This is a genomic window from Acinetobacter sp. 243_ASPC (genome assembly GCF_001054715.1).
Lineage (GTDB): Bacteria > Pseudomonadota > Gammaproteobacteria > Pseudomonadales > Moraxellaceae > Acinetobacter > Acinetobacter soli.
Genome location: NZ_JVOR01000010.1, coordinates 41,685 through 63,773 on the forward strand (window position 1 = coordinate 41,685; position 22,089 = coordinate 63,773).

Sequence of the window (22,089 nt, forward strand, 5' to 3'; positions counted from 1 at the left end):
CTAATGAACAATAATATAAAAAACTTGTCTTATATGCTAATGGTTCAAGTAGCAAATTATCTTTTACCATTAATAAATATCCCTATTCTTGCCAGAGCATTTGGCCCTGAAAATTTAGGTTTAATAACCTATATTACAGCAATTACAGCATATTTTGTATTATTAATTGATTATTCTTTTAATTTTACAGGTGTAAGAAGAATTTCCAAAGATGAGCTTGATCCGGTTAAGGTGTTTAATACAATCTTAACAGCAAGATGTTATTTGTTTTTAGTTAGTATTATTTTGTTTTCTATCTCATTATTTCTTATTAATGATTTAAGAGAAAATTATTTATTGCTTAGTATTTTCTTTTTATCTTGTTTAGTTCCAATATTTACCAATATGTGGTTTCTACAAGCTAAAAATATGTTTAAGCAAATTGCAATTTTTAATTTTGTTGCTAAATTGGCTGTAACAATTGGAGTTGTAATTTTAATAAAATCTAAAGATGATGTTATAAAATATGCAATCTTGTTAAATTTTTCAAATTTAGTTATAGCAATTATTGGATTTTATTATATTTGTAAGAAATTTAATATTTATTTAAAATTTGTCAAGTTTAAAGAGGTGATTAAATACTTAATAGAGGATAAATATCTTTTTCTTTCTAGTATTGTAACTAATCTATATACAACGACTGGCATAGTTATTTTGGGAGCATTATCGACCAAAGTCGAAGTAGGTTACTATGGAGCAGCACAAAAAATTATAGAGCTGGCAAAAAATGTAGTAGCAATGCCAATTTACCAAGTTGTATTTCCTATTTTGGCTAGAAAATTCGGTGAAAGCCAAATAATTGGAGTTGAGGCTGTAAAAAAAATTCTTCCTATCTTTAATATCATTACTCTTATTGTGCTATGTGGGCTAATTTTGACAGGGTATTTTTTAATACTAATATTATTTGGTAATGAGTTTTTAGATTCTTATAAAATTCTTGTAATTTTATCCTTTGGTCTAGCTGCTGTATTTTATGGTATCTTGATAGGTGGTCAAGTAATGTTAAATATTGGGTTAGATAAAGATTTTGTAAAAATTCAATTCATTGTTTCAATACTTAGTGTTTCAGCAAGCTTGATTATTCTTCCTTTTGGTGGGGCTGTAACAATTGCTTTGATATGGACATTAAGTGAGATATTGATATCAGTATATCAGCTGTGGGTATTAAAAAGAAATAATATTCAGATATTTTATTTTAATCATTTTAAATTAACTCATTTGAAAGATTCTTTTAAGTATATAGTGGGGAAATAATGATATTTAAATTTATTAAAACTTTTTTTATTATATTGCAAGTCCTTCTTAAGCGACAATACAATAAGATACCTGTTAATTTTATTGAAATTAATAAAGATTTGAACGTTGAAAAAGTTGAATTAACTGTACCTAAAATTATTTGGATGTACTGGGACACAGATAATATACCTAATATAGTAAAATTATGCATTAAAAGTGTCAAAACTCATTGTTTTGATTATGAAGTTAATATTTTGAATTCAAGTAACATCAATCAATACATAGATTTACCGTTATTGAACGAGGATGTTTTGCCTGCACAAAAAGCAGATTTGATTAGGTTGGAGCTTCTAACAAATTATGGTGGCGTTTGGATGGATGCTAGTATTTTTCTTACTGAAAACTTAGACTGGATATTATCGAAACTTACTAGTCATGACGCTTTTCTTTTTTATTCTGATGAATGTACTTTAGATATAAAAAATCCAATTTCAGAAAATTGGCTGATTGTTGCACCATTACAAAGCAGATTTATTAAAGATTGGAGAGATGAATTCAGGAAATGTATAACCAGTAAAAATCCAAAAAAATATTATTCAAATATAATGTTTAATGTAGAGATTGTACAAAATCTATCGCGACCTGAATATCTATTGTGTTATATATCTGCTATAGTATGTTTGAGATCTAGAAAATATAACATATTATATGCTTCATCTGGTTCTGTTGGTCATTATTATAATTATAATTATAATTGGAATGGTTACGCTATTGCTACATGTTTGTTATTTAAAAATTATAAGTTTGTATTTACTCCTAAGCTAATAAAATTTACATCAGATACTAGAAAGCCAGTTGATTTTTTTCTGAAATATAGAATATTTAACTCTAAAAGTGTTTTGCTTAAAAATTTCAAAGATCATGATTCTGGAGTATATTAAGTGGCCACAATCTTTATATTATCAAATGCCTCTGGTTATGGTGGTAGCGAGCGTAGTGTAGAATTATTATCTGTAGATATTGCAAACCATAACAAGTTAATAATATTTGTTGAAAATAAAAAACATTATGAAAATCTTGTATTAAAATCATCAAATTTCCATATTATTTTGTTAAAGGATGATAAGAATTTATTTTTCCTTGTTTCTAATTTTATTAAATTAATAAAAGAAATTTACTTTCATAAGCCTGATTTAATAGTAGCTAATACCAATAAGGCTGCATTCTATCTAGGGATTTTAGGATCTTTTATTAGATTTTTCTCAAAAAAGACAAAGAAAGCTTTTTTTGTAAGAGATTATAGTTGGAAATTTAAATGGCTAATCAAGAAAATTTTATTTGATGCAAGGTTATGCATACCTAGTAAAGCCGTGAGTGAATATGCTTCTTACTTTAACTCAAATCAAGTTGTAATAGCTGATCCTATAGATTTGGTTCCAAAAAAAGAAGTACTTAAAAATCATAAGGATAAAAAAATAGAAATCATATCTGTTGCTATGATATCTAGATGGAAAGGAATCGAATATTTAATAGAAGCTTGTGCTCTGATTGATGCTAAAAATTATGTTGTGAAAATAATCGGTGATAGTGCTGATTTGGAATATCTTAATGAATTAAAAAAATTAGTTCAAAACTTAAATTTAGCTGATAATATAGAATTTATATCATACACTAATGATATTAATCAATATTTTGAAAAAGCAGACATAGTTACAATAACGTCTATTTCAGACTTTGGTGGTCCTGAAACGTTTGGGAGAACAATCATCGAAGCTTGGAATTTTTCAAAAGCTGTTGTTGCATTTGATTGTGGTGGTCCATCATATATTATTGAAAATAATGTAAGTGGACTGCTTATCAAAGAAAAAGATATTTTAGGTTTATCTAAGGCTTTAAGCTTATTAATTAAAGATGAGAATTTAAGACTAAACTTAGGTTTTAAGGGTAGAGAAATTGCTGAAAAAAAATATCAAGTTAATATTATTGCAAAAGAAATTTGTGAATTAGTGAAATAGATGGGTCTTGATATGAAAACATTAGTTTCGGTTGTTTTATACAATAAAACCATTGGCGAGTCGTTTACTTTAAAATCGTTAAATTGCTTAGAAAATAATACCTTTGATTTAGTTATAATAAATAATGGTCCATCATCAATATTGAATGATTTTAAAGATCATGGCATAAAAATAGATGGATCTACTCATCTTCTTGAGTATTTATGGAATAAGCCATTATCTAATTTGTATAATGATGTAATCAATAAGAATCCAAATTATGATCGCTATATATTATTGGATGATGATACACAAATACCAAATACATTTATAGATGATCTCAATAGTAATTTTGAAGAAAGTATCAATCTACATCTTCCTTTAATTAAAAATATTTCTGATAATAAAATCTATTATCCGAGAGTTAATAATAAAATTATTGATGATGGAATTTTATTAAAGAATATTTCAGTTTATAATGAATTTCATAGCATTGGTTCAGGCTTAGTTATATATAAGAGTTTAGTTGATATTTTTAAAAAGTACGATTTAAAAATTTTTGATGAACGTTTTGTGTTTTATGGTGTTGATGTATCAATTTTTAGAAGAATTATGTTTTTGAAAAAGAAACATGGTGTGATTTTTGAAATTAGAGTGGTATCGCTTTTAAATCATTCCTTATCGGAACATGAAGCTAACTTTTCAGAATGGAAGAAAAAAGAAATGCTTTATGCAGATATATTAATGATTAGACATTACTCTGAAAATTATTTTATCTTGTTTGCTAGATTTTTTAAGTATTTGTTGAAAAATTTATTTAAATTTAAATTTAAAAATATCTTAATTTCTACAAAAATTTTTATTAAAGGTTGTCATCCTAAAAGTAATCAATAAGATTTATTGAATTTCTCTTTTTAATTGTTTTAACTCAGTGTTATATTAATTTTTCATTGATTACATCAAATCTTTAGTAGAGTTTTTAGTGTTATTATTTGTAAATTATGATGAAGATAGTAAATAATTTTTGATATTATTTGATTTGATAGATATTAATTTCTAGTAACATGTAATAATAGTCAGTAACTTTTTCTTCATCTTACATAGAACAAAATTTGATCTTTAAGATGTTGTAATTTAATCACTTAAAAAAATAAATTTTTTTGTTCTTAGATTGTTATATAAATTGCAATAAAAACAATTGAGCTTAACAAGATTTTTTTATACTGACTTTAGTAAAATTTATAATTTAAACTATATGTATCTTATCTACAAAGAAAAATATCAAATTAACACCTTATTCCATTCACATCAATTAGAGCGTATCTACTAAAATTATAAGATAAAATAGATGCAATAATAACTAAATTTATCTAAGCGTTTAAGGTAAAATTAATTATTAATTGCATCTGAACTTTGGAATCGTATCGAAAAATATTTTAACTAATAATAAAAATCTAAACTAAATATTTTTGGATCTATACATATTCCACGATACAAAAATCAACTCAAATAAGCTCTTAAATAGCTAATACTATTTGGTTTAAATTTAAACTATTTCTTGTTTACATGTCTAATTGATAGGAAAGTTCCAACTCCTATTACTGGAATTATCCAGAATGGGTAAAAGATTAGTTGATTGAAATTTGATAAAAAAAGTATGGAAATAATTAAATAAAGTACAAATGAAAAAGTAATTAGTTTTTCATATTGAAAGGCATTTTTATATTTCACTATTAGATTTATTATATATGTAATAAATAATATAAATAATATCATTGATCCAATCAACCCAAAACTTATTAATATCACTTGTAAGCTTGAATCTAATGCGATATTTCCTCGCAATTGTTTTTGTAAATCTATTGAAAAATTATACCCATATCCTAATAATGGCTCTCTTAAAAAAAGTTCTTGACCAATTGAGAAGGATTCTAATCGTGCCAAGGTTGATCCATCACTAACTGATGTACTTGAAATACGATCAGCTAATCGATTTATAACAAAATCTGATGATAAAATACTAATTGTTGAGCATATAAAAGCTATAAAAATAATAAACGTGGATTTATATATTCTTCTATTTTTCATTGATATAAATAAATATAGTAAAATCATTGTCAGCAAGCATAATAAAGTTGCTGCAATTGATGATCTTGAAAATGTTAATAGAATTGATAAAAATAATATACCGAATTTAATTAGGTTGCTTCTTGAAAAGTTATTAATTATATTTACAAATGATAATATAAAAGGAAGTAAAATTATATTTCCAAAAAAGTTTGGATCGAAATATGTAGAAACAACTCTCATATAGTGCGGATCAGGACTGGTTAAATTATATCCAATTCCTAGTAATAAATTCCACAAGACTACCGAATCTGGAAATATCAACAGTATAAATAATGATATAATACATAATATTATGTATATATTGATATAGTAAGTAATAAGCTTTTCGAAACTATTATTTTTTAGTTCATATAGCCATAAAGATACACCAAAACAAAAACCAGTAATTATTTGAAATATGAGTCTAATATTATACTGGATATATTCAATTATAATATCTGATTTAAAAACTCCTATTATTAGAGAGATTATCAAAAATGTAGATAAAGTTAATGCAGAGAAAAACATTTTTGTTGGTATCTTTTTAAATAAAAAGAATAATGGGGCTATAAAGAAAATGATAATCTCAGTGATATTGAAGTTAACACCAATTCTTCCAAAATTACCAAAAATCAAATAAAAAGATATAATTAATAAGATATATTTACTTAACAAAATGTCACTTTTCTGAAGACTACTCAAAATTACAACCCTTTCTCTGATAATTTTTCTTGAATAGATTCTTTTATATCTTTTCTGGTTTTATTCCAAGTAAATAATCTTAGATGATTATTGATATTCTCTTTATGAATTTTTTTAGAAACTTGATTCTCTAATAAATTATTTAAGGAAATACTAATCTGATGGTAATCATTTGGATTTACTAATTCACATAAATCACCCGAAATTTCTACCAAAGAAGTTGTATTCGACGTAATCACAGGTGTTCCACATGCCATCGCTTCAATTACAGGAAGCCCAAAACCTTCATAAAGTGATGGAAAAAGTAGGCAGAGTGCGCCTTTGTAGGTAGATGCCAGCTCATCTTCACTTAATCGCCCGAGAAACTTAACTCGATCTTCAATTTGAAGCTCTTTCGCTGTATTTACTAATTGATCAGAAGGTTTACCCGAAAATAATACATGGATATTTTTATCTATATCTGCCTGTGCAAAAGCTCTTAAAGCTCGGTCTTCATTTTTATGTAGCTTTCGATTACCCACTATAAAAATATACGGAAAACCCGGTAGGTAGGGCTGCACATCTTGATGAAAAGCACTCGATACACCGTTATATACCACTTTCACCTTATCTGGATTGATACCCGACCAGTCTACAATTCTGCCTTTTGAAAACTCAGAGACGGTAAATATCAGTGCAGCTTTTCTACATGCCCGTTTAAGAACAATGTTGTAATAGAGTTTCTTTAAAAAGGATGTATTGGCATCTACATCTATATGGTTGAGATCATGGATAGTAATTGCTGTTCGATGTAAAAAGAAAAAAGGTGCATTAAAACCTGGTGAAAAAAAGAAATTTTTATTAAAAAACAAATATATAGTAAGCTTAATAACATCAAAAATTGATACAGGGTTGCCTTTTAATTTTATTGGCTGAAAGAAATCTTCGTCATAAACTTCTGTCGCAAAACGCCCGATACCATGCTCTCCAAACCAACGTGTATCGAAAATTACTTTATTTTGTTGATTTAACATACAATTTTATTAAACGAGATTTTAATTACCTCGAATTATAATGAAATCCTATCGGAATATAAATGGTATATACTTGCTAACTTCAAAAATTCAATTTTTTTACAAAATTATGGATGAGTAAGAGCTTCCTATGATAACAGAACCAAAAACAGCTTTAGTTGCAGATTGGCTTGTCACCTATGCGGGTGCTGAGCGCGTAATGACTGAAATATTAAAAGTTTTCCCAAAATCAGACCTATTTGCTGTGATTGATTTTTTAAGCGATGAAAGTCGACAGCATTTTTTAGGTAAACACGCCCAAACAACATTTATTCAAAAATTTCCTAAAGCTGAAACAAAATACCGCAATTATCTTCCATTTATGCCTTTAGCCATTGAGCAGTTAGATGTCTCTGCCTACGATGTGATTTTATCGAGTAGCCATGCAGTAGCCAAAGGTGTGCTTACGGGGCCAGACCAACTGCACATTAGCTATGTTCACTCGCCTATACGCTATGCATGGGACTTACAGCATCAGTATTTACGTGAGTTGGGGCTCACCAAGGGCATAAAAGCCATTATTGTACGTTGGTTATTACACAAAATTCGGATGTGGGACTACCGCACCGCCAATGGGGTAGATCACTTTGTTGCAAACTCTAAATTTATTGCGCGTCGTATTCATAAGGTATATGGCCGCGAAGCAGATGTGATTTATCCACCTGTAGATACAGATCGCTTTACACTACGTGAAAACAAAGATGATTTTTACTTTACCGCTTCACGTATGGTGCCTTATAAAAAAATTGATCTAATTGTTGAAGCTTTTTCCCATATGCCAAATAAAAGATTGGTCGTGATTGGGGATGGCCCAGATATGCAAAAAATCAAGTCTAAAGCGACATCTAATATCGAAATTTTAGGGTATCAACCGAACAGCGTGATGCAAGATCACATGCAGCGTGCTAAAGCCTTTGTATTTGCAGCGGAAGAAGATTTTGGTATTACACCTGTTGAGTCTCAAGCATGCGGCACACCCGTGATTGCTTTTGGTAAAGGTGGGGCATTAGAAACCATCAATTCGATTCACTCTGCAAATCCAACGGGCGCTTTTTTTGATAAGCAGGAAGTCTCAAGTGTGATTACGGCAGTTGAAGATTTTGAGCGGAATTGTGATTTATTTTTGCCAGAAAACTGCCGTAATCAGGCTTTAAAGTTTTCCAATCAGCGCTTTCACACTGAAATTGAGCAGTATGTTCAGCAGAAATGGGTTGCCAAAAAAGAATCGATGCAATAGTTTAAAATTATTCAAGCCGAGCATTTCGCGCGGCTTGAATAGGTTAACTGTTGTTTAACAACGACCGTAAAGATCTTCAAATCTTACAATATCGTCTTCGCCCAAATAAGAACCCGATTGCACTTCAATTAGTTCAAGCTGAACTTTACCTGGATTTTCAAGCGCGTGAATCTCGCCTAAAGGGATATAAGTCGACTGATTTTCTGTGAGTAGAAATGACTCTTTTCCTTTATGAATTTTAGCGGTGCCATTCACCACAATCCAATGTTCAGAGCGATGATGGTGCATCTGGATCGAAAGTTTCTGGCCAGGTTTCACTGTAATTCTTTTTACCTGATAGCGTTCTGCATGGTCGATACTGTCGTATTTGCCCCATGGTCTGTACACTTCACGGTGACAGAAATGCTCGGTACGCCCTTGTTCTTTAATAGTTTCAACAATCTTTTTAATGTCTTGTACTTTAGATTTGTCTGCAACCAGTATGGCATCTTTGGTTTCAATCACGACCAGATTGTCAACGCCAAGTAAGCTCACCAAACGGCTTTCGCTAAAGACATAGTTATTTTGGCTTTTTACAGTAATTACATCACCCTGAATCACATTACCTTGATCGTCTTTATTTTGAATATCCCAAAGCGCAGACCAAGAGCCGACATCGTTCCAGTTGGCATCGAGTGGCACCACCACTGCATCTTGGGTTTGCTCCATCACAGCATAGTCAATCGATTCAGAACGACACTGTTTAAAGGCGTCTTTATCAATCCGGATAAAATCTAGATCTGCTTTGGTGTCTTGTATAGAAACAACGCACGAGTTGTAGATATCTTGCGCATACTTTTGCAGTTCGTTTAAATAAACATCGGCTTTAAACATAAACATGCCGCTGTTCCAGAGAAATTTCTGGCTTTCTAAGTATTGCTCGGCTGTGGCTGCATCGGGCTTCTCTACAAAGCGCTGTACCTGAAAGCCATTGAGCGCTGCATTCCCTTTTTCGATATAGCCATAACCGGTCTCGGCATGTGTAGGCACAATACCAAAGGTAACCAGTTTGTCATGTTCTGCAAGTTCTATTGCTTGCATAATACTGTGCTCAAATTGCGCTTGCTCGGTAATTACATGATCTGCTGCCAACACCAGCATGATGGTATCTGAGTCTTTTGCTTGTTGGGTCTGGTAGAGTGCTGCCAGCGTAATCGCGGGCGCTGTATTTTTACCTTCAGGCTCCAAAATAATTTTGGCGGTTATGCCAATTTCGCGCATTTGCTCTGCGGCCAAGAAGCGATGCTCTTCGTTACAGATCAGAATTGGGTCTGCACAATCAAGATTTTTTAAACGTAAAAGGGTGGCTTGTAATAACGTGTAGCCATCTGGAGAAAGTTTTAAAAATTGTTTCGGATATTGTGCGCGTGACAAAGGCCATAAGCGGGTGCCGCTACCACCTGCCATAATGACAGGTAAGATTTTAGTTGTCATGTTAAACCTATAATTGATATATGTACCTAAATACACGCATACATATACACGAATTATTGCTGTTTAGGAATCTTATTATTCTAATAATATGAGGTACCACTTAGTGGTTTGTCGTAAGTAATACTTACTCTGATCTTACAATTGATTAGGCAAGTAATACCTACATAACCCTTAATCTTAGTTTTTGTTCATGGCCTGTTTTGTCCTCTTGTAATTCATTTAACTCCATCTTTTTTATCGCCTCACCCAAAGCAGTTATAGCTAATTTTTTAATAGAGTGGTTATTTGGGGTTTGTATTTCATCCACCAAAATGCGTATCGCATCTTGGCTTCCTAGTTCACCGAGTGCCTGAATTGCTGCGCATTTTTCTTTTGCACTACCAAATTTGATGATGTTAGATAAGGTACTAATTACAAATGCTTTATGCTCGGTGGTTTTGGCTATTGCACCGATTGCAGCTAATCTCACATCCAGAGAATTGGACTGTGTCAATTTTACCAAAAACTCAAATTCAGCTTTCAATGCGAAACCCTCTATAATCATAAAGTAATCCTATACTTTATTGATTTTTATTTTACATATATTAACATTGTTAAGATATTAATTTTTAAAAATATTTTGATGTTAATTGTGATTAAATTTACGTAGATTTACAAAAAAGTGCTTTGCTTCGCAATTGTAAATTCTGCTTTATATTTCTTGTTATTATTAAAAATCTCTAATAAAAGTATAACGAAAAAAATGACACATTCCGGCATGGAGAATGTTGTAGAATAACTGCATCTATTCACAGAATAATCAACGTTTATGTCGTCTTGCATGCCTCTAGATCTTCAAAATCTTCGTATTGCTATCATTGGTTTGGGCTATGTGGGCTTACCGCTGGCCGTCGAGTTTGGCAAGCATGTTGCTGTAGTCGGGTTTGATATCCATCAAAAACGCATCAGCGAGCTACAGCAGGGGCAAGACCATACGCTTGAGGTCAGTGCAGACGAGCTGCAACAGGCCAAGCATTTGCACTATTCGTGTGATGTCTCAGATTTGCAAGATTGCAATTTCTTTATTGTGACTGTACCCACCCCGATTGACCAGTTTAAACAACCAGATCTCACACCGCTCATCAAAGCGTCACAGACCATTGGTCGCGCACTTAAAAAAGGCGATGTGGTGGTGTATGAGTCGACGGTATTTCCAGGCGCAACCGAAGAGGTCTGCGTGCCGATTTTAGAGCAAGTGTCGGGTTTAAGCTTTAATCAGGATTTTTTTGCGGGTTATAGCCCCGAGCGTATCAATCCTGGCGATAAAGCGCACCGTGTGACCAATATTTTAAAAATCACGGCGGGTTCTACCCCTGAAATTGCAGATTATGTCGATGCGGTGTATCAGTTGATTATTGAAGCTGGCACCCATAAGGCACCAAGTATCAAGGTGGCTGAGGCAGCCAAGGTCATTGAAAATACCCAGCGTGATGTCAATATTGCCCTGATTAATGAATTAGCGATTATTTTTAATAAAATGGGCATCGACACCGAAGCGGTACTTAAGGCCGCGGGCACCAAATGGAACTTTTTACCGTTTCGTCCGGGCTTGGTTGGGGGCCACTGTATCGGGGTCGATCCGTATTACCTGACCCACAAGGCACAGGCCATTGGGTATCACCCTGAAATTATACTGGCAGGCCGTCGTTTAAACGACAACATGAGCATGTATGTGGCCAATCAGCTCATCAAAACAATGAACAAAAAGCGCATCCAGATTGAAGATGCCAAGGTACTGATTTTAGGCCTGACCTTTAAAGAAAACTGTCCCGATATTCGTAATACCAAAATTGTCGATATCGTGACAGAACTAAAAGACTTCAATATGCAGGTCGATATTTACGACCCGTGGGCAGATGCTGAAGAAACGCGTCATGAATACGCGATTGATCTGGTGGCCCAGCCTGAGCAAGGTCGTTACGATGCGATTATTTTAGCGGTCGCCCATGATCAGTTTAAAGCGATGGGCAGTGAAGCGATTCATGCATTAGGACGCGCCAATCATGTGGTCTACGATTTAAAATATGTACTGGATCACGCGCAGTCGGATATCCGTTTGTAAGTTGTAGTGCGGTTAAGTGGAGAGATCATCATGACGGCTTATCAAGATCTGTGTACGTCGCTCAAAGCGACACCCAGCACATGGTTGGTGACAGGGGTTGCAGGTTTTATTGGTTCAAATCTGCTCGAAACCTTGCTGAAATTAAATCAGCGTGTGGTGGGGCTAGATAACTTTGCCACAGGGCATCAGCACAATTTAGATGAAGTTCAAGGCTTGGTCAGCGCTGAACAATGGGCGAATTTTCATTTTATTGAAGGTGATATTTGCGATCTGCACACCTGTCATGCGGCATGTGCGGGCGTCGATTACGTGTTGCATCAGGCTGCACTCGGTTCTGTACCACGTTCATTAGACGATCCGATTACCACCAATAGTGTCAATATTGGCGGCTTTTTAAATATGCTGGTCGCGGCTCGAGATGCGCAGGTGAAAAGCTTTACCTATGCTGCCAGTAGCTCTACCTACGGTGATCACCCCGCATTACCTAAAGTTGAAGACAATATTGGCAAGCCGCTTTCACCCTATGCGGTTACCAAGTATGTCAATGAAATCTATGCCGATGTCTTTGCACGTAGTTATGGTTTTCAGTGTATCGGCCTACGTTATTTTAACGTCTTTGGTCAGCGCCAAGATCCAAATGGTGCCTATGCGGCGGTTATTCCAAAATGGACTGCAGCCATGATTCAGGGCCAAGACGTATTTATCAACGGTGATGGCGAAACCAGTCGCGATTTCTGCTTTATTGAAAATACGGTACAAGCCAATCTGTTGGCTGCAACTACCTCATCAGAAGCGGCCAAGAATCAGGTGTACAACGTGGCAGTTGGTGACCGTACCACGCTCAATCAGTTGTTTGAGGCAATTCGTAATGCACTTGCGAGTAATCAGGTGCAATACGCAAAAGATGCGGTACATCGGGAGTTCCGTGCAGGAGATGTAAGGCACTCTCAAGCGGATATCTCCAAAATTAGTCACTTACTGGGTTATGTACCGACACATAAATTTGCACAGGGTATCGAACAGGCCATGCAGTGGTATGTGCAGGATTTAACCTGATTTCAATGTATAAAAAGCTTCTGTCGTCGTCTGCACTGGTACTTTTAATTGGTCTGGCTGTTAGTGCATTAGGCTTTGTCAAAGAAATGCTGGTGGCCTATCACTTTGGGGTATCCAGTCAGATTGACGTGTTTTATCTGGCCTTAAGCGTTCCGCTGTATCTGGTCAGTTTATACGGTTCATCCATTAATGCCACCATTATGCCTGCCTATTTACAGGCCAAGGCTGAGCAGGCACAAGCGCTGTTCTTCTCCGAAATGATGGGGATGAACCTGCTGTTTTTAGTGTTGCTCAGCGGGGTGTGCGTGGCATATAGTGTGCTGTTACAGCCATTTTTTTTGCATGCCACACCCGAAAAAAATCAGCAAATCATCACCATAGGCCTGCTGCTTGCGCCTATGATTGTGGTACAAGGTCTGACCTCTTATTTTGACAGCATTCTAAATGCCGAAAAACGCAGCCTGATCAACAATCTATTTTCGCTATTTATTCCTTTGGGCACCATTGTGCTACTCAGCATTCAGCAGATTCCTGCGGCACTGTTGCTCACCTGCGGCTGGTATTTGGGCTTTGGGCTACGTTTGACGGGGCAGTATCTGACCTTACGGCGGCAGATCGCATTTCAGTGGCAGCGCCCGCGTAGCGCACTTTTTTACAAGCATCGACCATTGATTCAAGATTTTTTCTGGATTGTGTTTTCATCGGCAATTTTGGGCTTATTACCGGTCATTTCAAATTATCTGGCGGGTTATTTAGGCGATGGGCAGGTGGCAAGTTTGAACTATGCCACCAAACTGGTGTCTACGGGCCTGATGCTGGTCGGCATTATCATCAATTCGGTGTTGTTCCCGCATATTGCGGAGCAGATTGTAAAAGACTCTGCCCACGGAATTCGCGAAGGATTGAAGCTGGCGGCTTTGAGCTTTGTGGTGTTTGCGCTGTTGCTGTTGCCGCTGTATTTTTTTGTAGAGCCTATTGTCGCGCTGGTGTTCGAGCGTGGTCGCTTTAATGCCGAAAGCACGGTACAGGTGGCCTATATTTTAAAGTATTTGCTGCTGTATATTCCGTTTTATGTGCCGTGTGTGTTGCTGTCGAGGCTTGTGGTATCGTTACGGATTTCGCGTATTTTTGTGCTCGGCAATCTCATTTCACTCATCTTGTTTTTTTTGTCGGGTGCCTACTGGATTGTGTATTTAGGCAAGGGCATAGAAAGCCTAGGCTGGGCCCTGATGCTGGTGTATCTGGTATCGGCTGTGTATTTACTCACGCACATTGTGCTGTATAGGAAACGTCCGCAATGAAAAAAGTAGCCTTGATCATTCCGACTTTGGGCGGCGGCGGTGCTGAACGTACCGCAGTATTGCTGGCCAATGGTTTTGTCAATGCCGGACTGGAAACTTACGTCATTGCGGTCAATCTTGCAGGCGAAAAATCCAAACTCAAAGCCGAGTTGTCTCCTGCTGTGCATTTGGTCGATTTGGCCTGTGGTCAGGTGAAGTACATGACGCGGCCATTGGTGGCATGGCTCAAGCAGGTACAGCCCGATGCGCTGATTAGCACCATGACCCACACCAATATTATGGTGTATTGGGCAAAACAGTTATCGGGTATCAAAACTCGCCTGATTTGCCGCGAAACCAGTACAGCCAGTGTGAATTTAAAACATCGTACTGGCCTAAAAAAGTGGCTATTACAAAGCGCGATGCGATGGGTGTATCAGCGCTGTGATGTTTTGGTTCCTGTATCGCAAGGCGTAGCCGACGATATGCAGCAGTATTTGGGTACTGCCTTGCCGAAAACACACGTGATTTACGATCCCGTGATTACGCCGGAGCTATACCAACTGGCCCAAGAAGCAGTTGAAGAGCCTTGGTTTCAGCCCGAGCGTAGCATACCTGTGATTGTGGCGGCTGGGCGATTAACCGAAGCCAAAAATTATCCGCTGTTGCTGCATGCGTTTGCCCAGCTGATCCAGCGCACGCCGGCACATCTCTTCATTTTGGGCGAAGGTGAGCAGCGCGCTGAGTTAGAGAGCCTGATTCATACGCTAGGGCTTCAACAATATGTGGCACTGCCGGGCTTTCGTGCCAATCCATTTGCATACATGGCCAAGGCCGATGTGTATGTGATGAGCTCAAAATGGGAAGGATTACCCGGTGCGCTGATTCAGGCATTGGCTTTAAAGCTCAATATTGTGTCGACCGATTGTCCGAGTGGGCCACGTGAAATTCTGGAGCAGGGGCGCTATGGTGTTTTGGTGCCCAATCAGGATCAGGCGGCACTGAGTGATGCACTATTTAAGGTTTTACAGGGCGATATTCAGACAGATCGCGCTCAACATCCAGAACAGGTCTATGGCTTGGATGCCATTACACAGGCCTATCTGGCCCTGATTTAGGAGCGGCAGCGCATGAAGGTGTTGCATGTTATTACAAACTTTTCTGCGCTGGGTGGCGCAGAGAGCATGCTCTCGCGTCTGATTCAGGCACAGCCCGAGCACGAACATCATGTGATTGCGCTGATGCGGGTCAATGATACTTATCAGGCTGCGCTAGATCGTTGTGCATCGGTGAAGGCATTGCACTGGAACGGCATCAATACTTTGTCTTGTCTGCTACAGTTGCGCCGGCAGATCAAAGCGCTTCAGCCAGCGGTGATCCAGTGCTGGATGTATCATGCCAATGTGCTGGTTTCGCTGGTCTGTTTGGGTGGGGCGTCGCATCCCCCCGTTGTATGGGGAATTCATCACTCCTTGGCTGCGCTCAAAGATGAGTCACGCAGCACCAAACTGGCTTTACTGCTGAGTCGTCGTCTTTCGGCTCGGCCAGAGGCCATTGTATATTGTGCGCATGCTGCGGCTCAGCAGCATCAACAATTTGGGTTTCACTCGGCGCGCGGCTGTGTGATTCCCAACGGAGTTACACTGCAAGACTTTCATACTCAAGCCGAGCGCCACACGCCGATGGTGATTGGATTTGCCGGACGCTACCATGCTGCCAAAGGTTTCGAGTATTTATTTGCCATGATCGCGAAGCTGCAAGCGCTTCCGGTGGTCTTTCATCTGGCGGGTAAGGGCGTAGAGGCAGAGCAGCCTGAGATTGCCGCACTGATGCAGCGCTATCAGATTGCGCAGCACAAAGTGATATGCTTCGGTCCAGTCCACGATATGCCACGTTTTTACCAAGGGCTGGATCTGCTGGTGATGACCTCAATTACCGAAGGCCTACCAACGGTACTGATCGAGGCGATGGCTTCGGGTGTGCCTTGTGTCACCACCGATGTGGGCGATGCAGGCTTCATTGTGCAAGAGACTGGCTATGTGGTCCCTGCGCGTGATGTCGATGCATTGGCCGATGCAGTAGCGCATTATTTTAAATTGTCCGATACAGACCAACAAATTTTAAAAACCCAAGCGCGTGCACGTGTTGCTGCACAGTTTAGTCTTGATCATGTTGCGGTCCAATACGCAGCACTTTGGGCCTCTTGCCAATGAAATTTTTAATGATTAGCAGTTATTTGCCGTCGGTACTCAACTTTCGAGGCAAACTTTTAGAAGCCATTGCCGCACAAGGGCATGAAGTTGTCGTGATTGCGCCCAATCATGCCGATTTCCCTGAACAAGTGACAGCACTGACACAGTTAGGCTATATGGTGCTTGAAGTTCCCATGCAGCGTACAGGCACCAATCCGCTGGCCGATCTGAACACGCTATTTGCGTTATATCGCGTGATTCGTCGGGTACAGCCAGATATGGTGTTGTCTTATACCATTAAACCCGTTATCTATGGCACATGGGCGGCATGGCTTGCTCGCGTGCCACAGCGCTTTGCCCTGATTACCGGATTGGGTTATGCATTTCAGCGTGGTGAGGAGCAGGCCAAAAGTTTGTTTCAACGTGCTGTGCACGGCCTGTATAAAAAAGCCCTGACCTATAGCGATAAGGTATTTTTTCAAAATCCAGACGATCTGGCGCTGTTTCGACATATGAAGCTGATTGAGCGCAATAAGCCTGCCGTGGTTGTCAATGGCTCAGGGGTTGATCTGGCTAAATTTGATCAGGTTGAATTGCCAAGACAGGCAAACGGGCAGCCGAAAGTGGCGTTTCTATTGATCGCACGCTTGCTCGGCGATAAAGGTGTGCGAGAATATGCCGCTGCTGCTGCGAAAATTAAAGCCATGCATCCTGAGATCGAATTTCATCTGGTGGGCTGGATTGACCAGAATCCGTCTGCAATTGACCAAAAAGAACTGGATCTATGGGTGCAAGAGCAACGCGTCACGTATTGGGGTAAACTCACAGATGTTCGTCCGGCCATTGCCGCAACATCAGTCTATGTGTTGCCCTCATATCGTGAAGGTACGCCACGTACCGTGCTAGAAGCCATGGCGATGGGCCGTGCTGTCATTACCACCGATGCACCGGGCTGCCGTGAAACCGTGATTGAAGGTGAAAATGGCTATCTGGTTGCAGTAAAATCGGTAGATGCGTTGGTGAATGCGATGCAGCAGTGTATCGACCAGCCAGCGCGAGTAGAAGATATGGGACAACGTTCTCGGAAAATTGCTTTAACTAAATATGATGTGCATCGGGTGAATGCACACATGCTGACCGAAATGGGTGTGAAGCCGTCATGCTAAAACGAAGCCTTGATATTGTGATTGCATCCACTGCACTGGTGGTTTTATCGCCGCTTTATCTGTATGTGGCGTATAAAGTCCGTAAAAATTTGGGCTCACCTGTACTGTTTCGTCAGACACGTCCAGGTTTGCATGGCAAACCTTTTGATATGATCAAGTTTCGCACCATGACCGATGCACGTGATGCCTCTGGGCAGCTTTTGCCCAATGATCAGCGACTGACCCCCTTTGGCAAGATGCTACGCTCGACCAGCCTGGATGAAATGCCCGAGCTATGGAATGTGATTAAGGGCGACATGAGTATTGTCGGACCGCGTCCATTGTTAATGGAATACTTGCCGCTGTATAACGAAGAGCAGGCCAAGCGGCACAATGTACGCCCGGGCATGACCGGCCATGCACAGGTCAATGGGCGTAACTCGATTAGCTGGCAGGAAAAATTTAAACTCGATACTTGGTATGTCGAGCATCAGTCGATCTGGCTTGATTTTAAAATCATGCTACAGACCGTAAAAAAGGTGCTCATTAAAGAAGGCATCAATCAGTCTGAGGCCGTGACCATGACGCGATTTACCGGAAATCCAAAAGATGACGAGCGAACCCCTTAAAACGCTTTATGCCATTTATGGCGCCAGTGGTTTTGGGCGCGGTGTCATGCCGCTGGCGCGTGCCCAGTTGCAGGCGGCTGATTTAGAGAGTGCTTACGAACTGGTATTTATCGATGATGCCGAATCGGCCGAATCGGCCGAATGGGTCAATGGACACCGAGTGCTGACGTTCGATGCATTTGTGGCGCTTGAAGCGACAGCGAAATATGTCTGTATTGCCATCGCCAACAGCCAGATACGTGAACGACTGGTACAAAAGCTCGAACAACACTTGCTTCAGCACTGGAGTGTATGGGCTGCAACCCAGATTCAGATGGATGATGTGCAGATTGGGCAAGGCGCCGTACTGTGCAATCATGTGCATTTCAGCTCGAATATTCGTGTAGGCGATTTCTTTCATGCCAATTATTTTAGTTATGTGGCACACGACTGTGTGATTGGCAATTACGTCACGTTTGCACCGTCGGTCAAGTGCAACGGCAATGTGCATATTGGTGATCACGCCTATATTGGTGCTGGCGCCATGCTGCGGCAGGGAACCTCCACTCGGCCATTAATGATTGGTCGTGGCGCTGTGGTGGGAATGGGGGCCGTCGTCATCGACGACGTTCCCGATGGCGCAACGGTGGTGGGTAATCCAGCCCGTATTATCAAGATATCAAGATCAGGACCTTCAGCATGTTAAATACTGCCTTCGCCCCATGGCCCAGTTTTACCCAAGAAGAAGCGGATGCAGTCTCGAATGTGCTGCTATCCAATCGGGTCAATTACTGGACGGGTCAACATTGCCGTGATTTTGAAAAAGAATTTGCCGCATGGGCGGGCGCTGCCTACGCGGTCGCAGTTTCCAATGGCACCACTGCACTAGATTTGGCTCTAAAGGCGCTAGATATCGGTGCAGGAGACGATGTGGTGGTCACATCACGTACCTTTTTGGCTTCGGCCAGCTCGATTGTCACTGCGGGTGCCAATCCGGTTTTTGCCGATGTTGAACTGGATTCTCAGAATATTTCTAGAGCCACCATTGAAGCTGTCATTACGCCCAATACCAAAGCCATTATCTGTGTCCATCTGGCGGGGTGGATGTGTGATATGGACCCGATTATGCAACTGGCACAAGAGCGCGGTATTTATGTGATTGAAGATTGTGCGCAGGCGCATGGTGCATCGTATAAAGGCAAATCTGCGGGTGCAATTGGGCATATTGGTGCATGGTCGTTTTGTCAGGACAAGATCATGACCACCGGGGGTGAAGGCGGTATGGTCACCACACAAGATGAATATCTTTGGAAAAAAATGTGGGCCTATAAAGATCATGGTAAAAACTATGACAGCGTGTATCACACCCCACATCCACCCGGATTTCGCTGGTTACATGATTCCTTTGGAACCAACTGGCGTATGATGGAAATGCAAGCGGTCATTGGGCGCATTCAACTTAAACGAATGGCCGAATGGACATTGCTGCGTACCCAAAATGCCATGCAAATTCTGGCAGCCTTGGAAAATTCGCCGTATTTTTTGGTGGCAAAACCTGCCGTCGATACAGTACATGCCTATTACAAATGTTATGTACAGGTTGTGCCAGAACAATTGCCACCGGGTTGGTCACGTGATCGAATCATGCAAGAAATTACCGCACTGGGCGTGCCCTGTTTCAGTGGTTCATGTTCTGAAGTTTATCTCGAACATGCTTTTGACCATACGCCATGGCGCCCTGCACAGCGATTGCCCAATGCACGCGCTTTAGGGGAAACCAGCCTGATGTTTTTGGTGCATCCAACCTTAACCCAAGACAATATGCAGCAGACCTTGAGTGCCATTCAGCAGGTACTTGAGCAATTAGATGCTGCGCGTACGCAGACCCAGTGACCAACGCAATGGCAACTCAAATGAAAACAGGCATGGTCAAGATTTACCTCAACTACTTATCTGGACTCGGTCGTCTGCAGAAAAAAACGCTGTTGCTGCTGATCGATGCTTGTGTATTGCCACTTCTGATGTGGTTTGCGTTTGCCATTCGTTTATTTAATTATAAAACCCCAATCATGGCAGGTATGAGCTGGTGGCCGCTTCTGGTCATTGTGCTTGGGTTAGGTTGTTTGTGGCTGACGGGTGTTTATCGCGCCGTGATTCGCAGTTTTAACGAAAACTTTATTTTACGTCTGGCCTTGGCAGTCTTATTGAACATGATCGCGCTGTATGTGGTCGCCAAATTACGACTCGCCTTTGTACCGATGAGTATTCCCATCATTTTTGGGTCGTTATTGTTTGCATGGGTCTGGTGTAGTCGGGCCTGTATCCGTATTGTTATTAACAATACCTTATACAGTCATATTGAAAAGACCCGTGTTGCCATTTATGGTGCGGGCAATGCGGGCCAACAAATGGCGCTGGTGCTAGAGCGCTCTTCAAACCATATTCCGGTACTCTTTTTAGATGACCAACCGGGCTTACAAGGCCAGATGGTTCAAGGGTTGAAAGTGTATGCGCCAGATGAGTTGCTACAACTCAAACAACGCTTTCATTTGCACGAGATTTTGCTGGCGATTCCTTCGATTGGACGTCAGCAAAAAATGAAAATTATTCAAAAGCTGGAGTCGCTGGCATTACCGGTGCGAGAAATTCCGAGTGTTGAGCAGATTATCGATGGGCAACTGCGGATTTCGGATATTCGCGAAGTGGATATCGAGAGCTTGCTGGGGCGAGAGCCTGTTCCTCCCAACGTCGAACTGCTCGATAAAAATATTCGCGCTAAAGTCGTGCTGGTGACAGGAGCAGGGGGCTCAATTGGCTCAGAACTGTGCCGGCAGATTTTACAGCGTCAACCAGCATTATTGATTTTATTTGAGCAGTCCGAATTTTCACTGTATAGCATTCATCAGGAATTACAGCAGATTGCCAGCAATGTGCTGCCAATTTTGGGCTCGGTGTTTAACGAAAAAAAACTGACCCGAATTATGCAGCAGTATCAGGTACAGACGGTCTATCATGCTGCGGCTTATAAGCATGTGCCCTTGGTTGAGGCCAATCCGATAGAAGGTCTACGCAACAACAGTGTCGGGACTGCTAAAAGTTTAAATGCAGCCGTTGCTGCACAGGTAGAAACCTTTGTACTGATCTCGACCGATAAGGCGGTTCGCCCGACCAATGTGATGGGCGCATCCAAGCGTCTTGCTGAGTTGTATTGTCAGGCGGTTGCGGCCACACAGCCAAAAACCCGCATCAGTATTGTGCGTTTTGGTAATGTATTGGGCTCTTCGGGTTCGGTAGTGCCACTTTTTAAAAAGCAAATTGCAGCGGGTGGCCCGATTACCGTGACGCATCCTGAGGTAACCCGCTACTTTATGACCATTCCCGAAGCGGCACTTCTGGTGATTCAGGCGGGTGCCATGGGTGAGGGGGGAGATGTATTTTTGCTTGAAATGGGTGATTCAGTCAAAATCCGAGATTTGGCTGCACAAATGATTGCCTTAAGTGGCCTTAAGCTCAAAGAGCATGCAGATGATGAAGGTGATATCGAAATTCACTATACCGGTTTACGCCCGGGCGAAAAGCTTTATGAAGAGTTGTTGATTGAGCGAAGTAATGTACAGCCCACTGCTCATGAGCGAATTGTAAAGTCATTTGAAAAGCAGTTTGCATTAAATGAAATTAAGGGCCTAATGGAACTGATTCAGCATAGTTATACGCATCGAAATGATTTGGATGGCATTTTGGATCAGCTGGAATGCTATGTGGATGGTTACAAACGCAGCGATAAAGTTGTGGTGAGCTAGATCATTCTATATGTTGCAGCTTATTGTAATCATTTAGTCAAATTAAAGAATTAAGTTCTCAAACC

19 protein-coding genes are annotated in these 22,089 nt (G+C 39.8%); 15 read left to right on the top strand and 4 right to left on the bottom strand.

Annotated features, from left to right (window positions below; genetic code table 11):
• Positions 1-3 precede the first annotated feature (3 nt).
• The 4 genes from ADA42_RS01325 to ADA42_RS01340 are packed head-to-tail and all read left to right on the top strand — an operon-like array spanning position 4 to position 4,163.
• A complete protein-coding gene (locus ADA42_RS01325; protein WP_081407801.1) occupies positions 4-1,293 on the top strand; it encodes a flippase in 1,290 nt (429 codons plus the stop codon).
• Positions 1,293-2,216 (top strand): capsular polysaccharide synthesis protein, encoded by a 924-nt coding sequence (locus ADA42_RS01330; RefSeq protein ID WP_151676196.1) that lies wholly within the window; start codon positions 1,293-1,295, stop codon positions 2,214-2,216. The genes ADA42_RS01325 and ADA42_RS01330 overlap by 1 nt, the downstream gene beginning before the upstream one ends.
• Positions 2,217-3,290 (top strand): glycosyltransferase, encoded by a 1,074-nt coding sequence (locus ADA42_RS01335; RefSeq protein WP_048763172.1) that lies wholly within the window; start codon positions 2,217-2,219, stop codon positions 3,288-3,290. It abuts the gene before it with no gap.
• 12 nt (positions 3,291-3,302) lie between these two features.
• Positions 3,303-4,163: a glycosyl transferase gene (locus tag ADA42_RS01340; RefSeq protein ID WP_151676197.1), complete on the top strand. Its 861-nt coding sequence runs from the start codon at positions 3,303-3,305 to the stop codon at positions 4,161-4,163.
• A 657-nt stretch (positions 4,164-4,820) separates the two neighbouring features.
• On the opposite strand, the gene ADA42_RS18320 is transcribed toward ADA42_RS01340, so the two are convergent.
• Positions 4,821-6,080, bottom strand: a complete 1,260-nt coding sequence (locus ADA42_RS18320) for an O-antigen ligase family protein (protein ID WP_151676198.1) — start codon at positions 6,078-6,080, stop codon at positions 4,821-4,823.
• A gap of 2 nt (positions 6,081-6,082) precedes the next feature.
• Positions 6,083-7,093, bottom strand: coding sequence for a glycosyltransferase family 4 protein (locus tag ADA42_RS01360; protein ID WP_048763180.1), 1,011 nt, complete (start codon positions 7,091-7,093; stop codon positions 6,083-6,085).
• A 130-nt stretch (positions 7,094-7,223) separates the two neighbouring features.
• Here ADA42_RS01360 and ADA42_RS01365 point away from each other — a divergent pair, with 130 nt between their 5' ends.
• The gene (locus ADA42_RS01365; protein ID WP_048763182.1) at positions 7,224-8,369 is read left to right on the top strand and encodes a glycosyltransferase family 4 protein; all 1,146 of its coding nucleotides are present in this window, start codon (positions 7,224-7,226) and stop codon (positions 8,367-8,369) included.
• A 54-nt stretch (positions 8,370-8,423) separates the two neighbouring features.
• Here ADA42_RS01365 and ADA42_RS01370 read toward each other — a convergent pair whose 3' ends face one another.
• Both ADA42_RS01370 and ADA42_RS01375 read right to left on the bottom strand, forming a co-directional pair.
• On the bottom strand, positions 8,424-9,842 hold the full coding sequence (locus ADA42_RS01370; protein ID WP_048763184.1) for a mannose-1-phosphate guanylyltransferase/mannose-6-phosphate isomerase: 1,419 nt from the start codon (positions 9,840-9,842) through the stop codon (positions 8,424-8,426).
• 160 nt (positions 9,843-10,002) lie between these two features.
• The gene (locus ADA42_RS01375; RefSeq protein ID WP_048763185.1) at positions 10,003-10,386 is read right to left on the bottom strand and encodes a HEAT repeat domain-containing protein; all 384 of its coding nucleotides are present in this window, start codon (positions 10,384-10,386) and stop codon (positions 10,003-10,005) included.
• A 276-nt stretch (positions 10,387-10,662) separates the two neighbouring features.
• On the opposite strand from ADA42_RS01375, the gene tviB reads away from it, so the two are divergent.
• Genes tviB through ADA42_RS01425 form a run of 10 tightly spaced genes read left to right on the top strand, consistent with a single transcriptional unit; the run spans position 10,663 to position 22,024 of the window.
• Positions 10,663-11,943: a Vi polysaccharide biosynthesis UDP-N-acetylglucosamine C-6 dehydrogenase TviB gene (gene tviB, locus ADA42_RS01380; protein WP_048763186.1), complete on the top strand. Its 1,281-nt coding sequence runs from the start codon at positions 10,663-10,665 to the stop codon at positions 11,941-11,943.
• Between the two features lie 30 nt (positions 11,944-11,973).
• Positions 11,974-12,999, top strand: coding sequence for an NAD-dependent epimerase/dehydratase family protein (locus ADA42_RS01385; RefSeq protein ID WP_048763188.1), 1,026 nt, complete (start codon positions 11,974-11,976; stop codon positions 12,997-12,999).
• Positions 13,000-13,004: 5 nt separating this feature from the next.
• Entirely contained in the window at positions 13,005-14,300 is a 1,296-nt protein-coding gene (locus tag ADA42_RS01390; protein WP_048763190.1) for a lipid II flippase MurJ, read from the top strand.
• Positions 14,297-15,397 carry a glycosyltransferase gene (locus ADA42_RS01395; RefSeq protein WP_048763192.1) on the top strand — a complete coding sequence of 367 codons (1,101 nt, stop codon included), beginning with the start codon at positions 14,297-14,299 and terminating at the stop codon, positions 15,395-15,397. Before ADA42_RS01390 ends, ADA42_RS01395 begins: the two co-directional genes overlap by 4 nt.
• Before the next feature lie 12 nt (positions 15,398-15,409).
• Positions 15,410-16,492, top strand: coding sequence for a glycosyltransferase (locus tag ADA42_RS01400; RefSeq protein WP_048763194.1), 1,083 nt, complete (start codon positions 15,410-15,412; stop codon positions 16,490-16,492).
• Positions 16,489-17,637 carry a glycosyltransferase family 4 protein gene (locus tag ADA42_RS01405; protein ID WP_048763195.1) on the top strand — a complete coding sequence of 383 codons (1,149 nt, stop codon included), beginning with the start codon at positions 16,489-16,491 and terminating at the stop codon, positions 17,635-17,637. Before ADA42_RS01400 ends, ADA42_RS01405 begins: the two co-directional genes overlap by 4 nt.
• Positions 17,631-18,245 (top strand): sugar transferase, encoded by a 615-nt coding sequence (locus ADA42_RS01410; RefSeq protein WP_004941746.1) that lies wholly within the window; start codon positions 17,631-17,633, stop codon positions 18,243-18,245. Before ADA42_RS01405 ends, ADA42_RS01410 begins: the two co-directional genes overlap by 7 nt.
• Positions 18,226-18,930, top strand: coding sequence for an acetyltransferase (locus ADA42_RS01415; RefSeq protein ID WP_048763197.1), 705 nt, complete (start codon positions 18,226-18,228; stop codon positions 18,928-18,930). The genes ADA42_RS01410 and ADA42_RS01415 overlap by 20 nt, the downstream gene beginning before the upstream one ends.
• Positions 18,924-20,117 carry a DegT/DnrJ/EryC1/StrS family aminotransferase gene (locus tag ADA42_RS01420; RefSeq protein WP_048763199.1) on the top strand — a complete coding sequence of 398 codons (1,194 nt, stop codon included), beginning with the start codon at positions 18,924-18,926 and terminating at the stop codon, positions 20,115-20,117. The genes ADA42_RS01415 and ADA42_RS01420 overlap by 7 nt, the downstream gene beginning before the upstream one ends.
• 32 nt (positions 20,118-20,149) lie before the next feature.
• Complete coding sequence (locus ADA42_RS01425) at positions 20,150-22,024, top strand: polysaccharide biosynthesis protein (RefSeq protein ID WP_048763228.1); 1,875 nt, start codon at positions 20,150-20,152, stop codon at positions 22,022-22,024.
• The last annotated feature ends 65 nt before the right edge of the window (positions 22,025-22,089 follow it).